The organism is Streptomyces katrae, assembly GCF_000966975.1.
GTDB classification, from domain to species: Bacteria; Actinomycetota; Actinomycetes; order Streptomycetales; family Streptomycetaceae; genus Streptomyces; species Streptomyces katrae.
The window spans coordinates 1-5,100 of record NZ_JZWV01000076.1 but is presented as its reverse complement, the minus strand read 5'-3'; the positions used below and the strand labels follow the sequence as shown (position 1 = coordinate 5,100).

The 5,100-nt window shown below is 73.4% G+C and carries 7 protein-coding genes and 1 pseudogene; 4 read left to right on the top strand and 4 right to left on the bottom strand.

The genetic code is table 11. The features are described 5' to 3' along the window. A pseudogene (locus VR44_RS43725) lies at positions 1-106 on the bottom strand (short-chain dehydrogenase); the annotation flags it as partial. A 78-nt stretch (positions 107-184) separates the two neighbouring features. On the opposite strand from VR44_RS43725, the gene VR44_RS04145 reads away from it, so the two are divergent. Then, positions 185-646, top strand: coding sequence for a MarR family winged helix-turn-helix transcriptional regulator (locus VR44_RS04145; RefSeq protein ID WP_045945976.1), 462 nt, complete (start codon positions 185-187; stop codon positions 644-646). Positions 647-684: 38 nt separating this feature from the next. Continuing rightward, complete coding sequence (locus VR44_RS04140; protein WP_045945975.1) at positions 685-1,074, top strand: hypothetical protein; 390 nt, start codon at positions 685-687, stop codon at positions 1,072-1,074. On the opposite strand, the gene VR44_RS04135 is transcribed toward VR44_RS04140, so the two are convergent. Both VR44_RS04135 and VR44_RS04130 read right to left on the bottom strand, forming a co-directional pair. After that, positions 1,031-1,909: an acyl-CoA thioesterase gene (locus VR44_RS04135; protein ID WP_045945974.1), complete on the bottom strand. Its 879-nt coding sequence runs from the start codon at positions 1,907-1,909 to the stop codon at positions 1,031-1,033. The genes VR44_RS04140 and VR44_RS04135 overlap by 44 nt on opposite strands. A 6-nt stretch (positions 1,910-1,915) precedes the next feature. After that, a complete protein-coding gene (locus tag VR44_RS04130) occupies positions 1,916-3,073 on the bottom strand; it encodes an acyl-CoA dehydrogenase family protein (RefSeq protein ID WP_045945973.1) in 1,158 nt (385 codons plus the stop codon). Between the two features lie 266 nt (positions 3,074-3,339). On the opposite strand from VR44_RS04130, the gene VR44_RS04125 reads away from it, so the two are divergent. Next, complete coding sequence (locus VR44_RS04125) at positions 3,340-3,906, top strand: RNA polymerase sigma factor (protein WP_045945972.1); 567 nt, start codon at positions 3,340-3,342, stop codon at positions 3,904-3,906. Next, the gene (locus VR44_RS04120; RefSeq protein ID WP_045945971.1) at positions 3,903-4,178 is read left to right on the top strand and encodes a hypothetical protein; all 276 of its coding nucleotides are present in this window, start codon (positions 3,903-3,905) and stop codon (positions 4,176-4,178) included. The genes VR44_RS04125 and VR44_RS04120 overlap by 4 nt, the downstream gene beginning before the upstream one ends. 20 nt (positions 4,179-4,198) lie before the next feature. On the opposite strand, the gene VR44_RS04115 is transcribed toward VR44_RS04120, so the two are convergent. Then, a partial coding sequence (locus VR44_RS04115; protein ID WP_169790973.1) for a PucR family transcriptional regulator occupies positions 4,199-5,100 on the bottom strand: 902 nt, incomplete at its 5' end.

The following is a 5,100-nucleotide window of genomic DNA, read 5'->3' as shown; positions in this document are numbered from 1 at the left end:
TGGCGACGGTGTGCCAGCCGGCCCGTGCCGCCGCCACCGCGGCGGCGAGTCCGATGCCGGAGGAGGTGCCGGTGATGAGGACGGTCTTTGCGGACGTGGTGGTCATGGAAGGCTCCCTAGGTTTGTGCGTGCACACACACATTAATGATGTGTGCACGTGCACGCAACCCGGTACCCTTTCCCCATGGCGCACGCGAACCTCAACCTGGACGGCCTCACCCCCCGTGACCACGCCTTCTACGGTCTGGTCTGGGCCGGCACCACCCTCACCGCCCGGGTCGACCAGGCGCTCACGCGCCGCCACGACCTGCCGTTGTCGTGGTTCGAGGTGATGCTGTGGCTGAGCGTGCAGCAGGAGCCGGTGGCCCCCTCGGAGCTGGGCGCCAGGACCCTGCTCAGCCGCAGCCAGGTCTCGCGCGTCGCCGACTCGCTCCAGGCCCGCGGGCTCGTCGAGCGGATACCCTCCCCGACCGACGCCCGCTCGGTCGGCATCGCCCTCACCGAAGCCGGCCGCCGCACCTACGCCGAGGCCGACGCCACCCGACGCGAGGCCCTCGCCGAGGTCTTCGACGACCTGCTGGACGACGCCGACATCGCCGCCCTGGAGGCGGTCTGGGCCAAGCTGAAGGCCCGCCCCAAGGGGTAGCGGGGAGGCGTGTGCGGCGGCAGCCGTACGGTGATCACATGATCATCATCGTCGGCCTGATCCTGCTGGTCGTCTTCACCGTGCGGATCCGCTCCGTGCTCCGGGCGACGGGCGCGACCCGCTGGGCGCGGGCGGCCGTCACCCTCTTCCTCGCCACCTGCACCCTCTACGCCTGGGGCCTCTTCCACGTCCTGGGAGGAGGCCTGCGCAGGGACAAGACCTGCGAGTTCTTCGAGGGAGCCGGCTACGTGCCGGGGGAGGCCAGGGAATCGCTCCTGCCGCTGTCGAGCACCTGCGACGCCCACCACGACATGGTCCCCGGCTATGTGAACCCCGGCCTGGCCGTGCTCTGCGCCGCGACCCTCGCGGCCGTGGCGGCGGCCGTCACCCTCGCGGTACGCGGACCACGCCCTCCTGGATCACGGTGACGGCCAGCCGGCCGTCCTGGGTCCAGATCCGGGCCTGTCCCAGGCCCCGTCCGCCGTGCGAGGTCGGCGAGTCCTGGTCGTACAGCAGCCACTCGTCCGCCCGCAGCGGCCGGTGGAACCACATCGCGTGGTCCAGCGAGGCCCCGACCACGTCGCCCACCGCCCAGCCGCCGCGCCCGTGCGCCAGCAGCACCGAGTCCAGCAGGGTCATGTCCGAGACGTACGTGGCCAGGCACGTGTGCAGCAGCGGATCGGCGCTGTCGAGCTTGCCGGCCGTACGGAACCACACCTGCGAACGCGGCTCCACCGGCTCCCCGATGGACCCCCACGGCGGCGTCGTCGCGTACCGCAGGTCCACCGCGCCGCGCGCCTCCAGCAGCCGCTCCACCGTGCCCGGGTCCCGGAACAGGTCCCGGTAGGCGGGCAGGGCCTCGGCGGCCGTCGGCAGGGTCTCCGGGTCGGGTGCGGAGGGCATCGTGGCCTGGTGGTCCAGCCCCTCCTCGTACACCTGGAAGGAGGCCGACAGGTGGAAGATCGGCTGCCCGTGCTGCACGGCGACGACCCGCCGGGTGGTGAAGGAGCGCCCGTCGCGGATCCGGTCCACCGTGTAGACGATGGGCGCGCCCGCGTCACCGGTGCGCAGGAAGTACGAGTGCAGCGAGTGCGCCGTACGGTCCGCGGGCACGGTGCGGCCGGCCGCGACCAGTGCCTGGGCCGCGACCTGTCCGCCGAAGACGCGCGGGACCAGGGAGGTGCGGCTGGTCCCGCGGAAGATGTTCTCCTCGATCTGCTCCAGGTCGAGCAGATCGAGGAGATCGCCGAGCGCTCCGTTCAAGGGGACTTACAGACCCATCGACTTGGCGATGATCGACTTCATGATCTCGCTGGTGCCGCCGTAGATGCGGTTGACGCGGTTGTCCGCGTACAGGCGGGCGATCGGGTACTCGTTCATGTAGCCGTAGCCGCCGTGCAGCTGGAGGCAGCGGTCGATCACGCGGTGCGCGACCTCGGTGCAGAACAGCTTCGCGGAGGCGGCCTCGGCCGGCGTCAGCTCGCCCGCGTCCAGGGCCTCCAGCGCGCGGTCGGCGACCGCCTGGGCGGCGTCCACCTCGGCCTGGCAGGCGGCCAGCTCGAACTTGGTGTTCTGGAAGTGCGCGACCGGCTTGCCGAAGACCGTGCGGTCGGTGACGTACTGCTGGGCGAACCGGACGGCCGCGGCGGCCTGGGCGTACGCGCCGAAGGCGATGCCCCAGCGCTCGGAGGCCAGGTTGTGGCCCAGGTAGTAGAAGCCCTTCCCCTCCTCGCCGAGCAGGTCCTCGACCGGCACCTTGACGTCGACGAAGGCCAGCTCGGCGGTGTCGGAGGTCTTCAGGCCCAGCTTGTCGAGCTTGCGGCCGATCGAGTAGCCCTCGGACTTGGTGTCCACGGCGAACAGGGAGATGCCGAAGCGGCGGTCGTCCTCGCTCGGGGCGGAAGTGCGGGCGCAGACGATCACGCGGTCGGCGTGGACGCCACCGGTGATGAAGGTCTTGGAGCCGTTGAGGACGTAGTGCGTGCCGTCCTCGGAGAGCTTCGCGGTGGTCTTCATGCCCGCGACGTCCGAACCGGTGCCCGGCTCGGTCATGGCCAGCGCCCACATCTCCTCACCGGAGACGAACTTCGGCAGGAAACGCTTCTTCTGCTCGTCGGTGGCGAGCATCTTGATGTAGGGCAGGGCGAGCAGCACGTGCACGCCGGAGCCGCCGAAGTTCACGCCCGCGCGGGAGGTCTCCTCGTACAGGACGGCCTCGAACTTGTGGGTGTCCAGGCCCGCTCCGCCGAACTCCTCGGGGACGTTGATGCCGAAGATGCCCAGCTCGCCGAGCTTGTAGTAGAAGTCGCGCGGCGCCTGGCCGGCCTGGAACCACTCGTCGTAGACCGGGACGACCTCGGCCTCGATGAAGGCGCGGAGGGTCTCGCGGAACGCCTCGTGGTCCTCGTTGAACACCGTACGGCGCACGGCCGGCTCCCTTCGTCGCGGCGGTCCGCCGCCCATGTCTAAGCGCTTGCTCATAGCTAAGTTACCGGCGGGTTGTCGATCCTGTCCAGACTCGGCCCCCCGGTGCTGAATCCTTTCCGGGGGCCGGCGCCTCTTATCCCCGTACCGCGACGGACGCCGGTACGGAACGGACCACCTGGAGGTCGTCATGATCGTCGGTATCGCCATCGCGGCGGGAGCGGTGCTGCTCTGCACGTGCGTGTTCGTCCTGAAGCGGGCGCGCTCGCGTGGCTGAGCGGTCCTGGCCCGGCGAACAGCTGATCACCGAGGCCCAGCGCGGTGACACGGCCTCGATCGCCGCGCTGGTCTCGGGCTCGCACCCGAACGTACGGCGCTTCGCCCGCTCCCTCTGCGCGACCCCGGAGGACGCCGAGGACGCGGCCCAGGAAGCCCTGATCATCCTCTACCGCAAGATCGGGATGCTGCGGGCCTCCGGCGCACTGGCCTCGTGGATGTTCCGCATCGTCCGCAACGAGTGCCTGCGGCGCGCCCGGGCCGTGGTCCGCGACCGGGACCACCCCCCGCCACCCGAAACGGCCGTGGACTCGGCCGAGGACGAGGCACTGCGCCGCCTGGAGGCGGGCCGGGTGGCGGCGGCGGTCGCGGCCCTGCCGCCCGACCAGCGGCGGGTGCTGATCATGCGCGACGTCCAGGGCCACAGCGGCCGCATGGTCGCCGACGCGCTGGGCCTCAGCACGGCGGCGATGAAGTCCCGTCTCCACCGGGCCCGCGCGACGGTCCGCACCACCCTCCTCACCCCACCCGACCCGGCCCCCGGAAGGAACGGACGATGACCCCGGCGAAGACCGCCCCCCGCCCCGACTTCGCGAGCGCCACCCTGCCCCGGCACCTGGTGCGCGGCGCGCTCGGCTTCGGCTCACTGGCCCTGGCCGCCGTACTCCTCCCGTACGCCTGGCCGGTCAGCCTGGCCCTCCTCCCCGCCGGCCTCCTCGCCCTGCGCGGCTGCCCGATGTGCTGGGCGGTCGGCCTGGCCCAGACCCTCTCCAGGGGCCGCCTCCAGCGCACCTGCGAAGACGGCCGCTGCACGCTGACGCCGGCACCGTAGGCCCCCGGGCCGGGCCGCCGTCAGCCGTGGCCCCCGCCCGACCGGTCCGCTGCCGGACCGAGCCACCGCAGGGCGAACCACAGCTCCATCCGGGTGTCCGCGTCGTCCAGGTCGGCCTCGCCCAGCAGGGCCGCGCAACGGGCGATCCGCTGGCGGACCGTGTTCCGGTGGACCCCCAGTGCCGCCGCGGTGCGGTCCCAGCTGCCGTGGTGGGACAGCCAGGCGTGCAGGGTCTCCCGCAGCGCGGGGGAGAGGGGCAGGAGCAGCGCCTCGGCGTGGGCGCGGGCCTCGGTCTCGCCGACCAGGCCCGTGAAGCCGGGGTCGCTGTGGCGGGCCAGCGGGATGCGGGAGGCCTCGGCGCGGGACAGGGCCCGGCGGGCCTGGGCCCCGGCTGTGGCCAGGGCGTCCGGCCCGGCCGGGGCGCTGACCCCGAGCCGCCACCCCGGCTGCGGGCCGGGCTCCCGGTCGGTGAGGAGGCGTACGCCGTCCCCGTGCGGGTCCAGCAGTACGGTGCCCAGCGCCGCCCCGAGGGCGTGCGGGTCCCCGCCGCCCCGGGCGTGGACGGCGTACCAGGGGCCCGGGGTGAGGGCGGCCGCCGGGTCGCCGTCCAGCAGGAGGCGGGTCAGCGCGGCCGCCTCCGCGCCGGCGGGGCCGCCGGCCGTGAGCAGGGTCAGCAGGACGGCGGCGACCGAGGCGATGGTGTGGTCCCCGGGGGCCCGCCCCGGGGTGGCCAGGACCAGCACCTGCCCGCCCCCGACCGCGTAGGCGGCCAGATGGGTGCCGCCCAGGGCGTCGGTGGCCGTAGCGGCGCTCCCCGGCGCCACCCGCAGGGCCAGCGCGCCCAGCGCCGCCCGCACCCCCTCCCCGGGCTCCGCCCCGGCGGCGGCCCCGGCCGTACGCAAGGCCCCGGCCACCCCTGCCC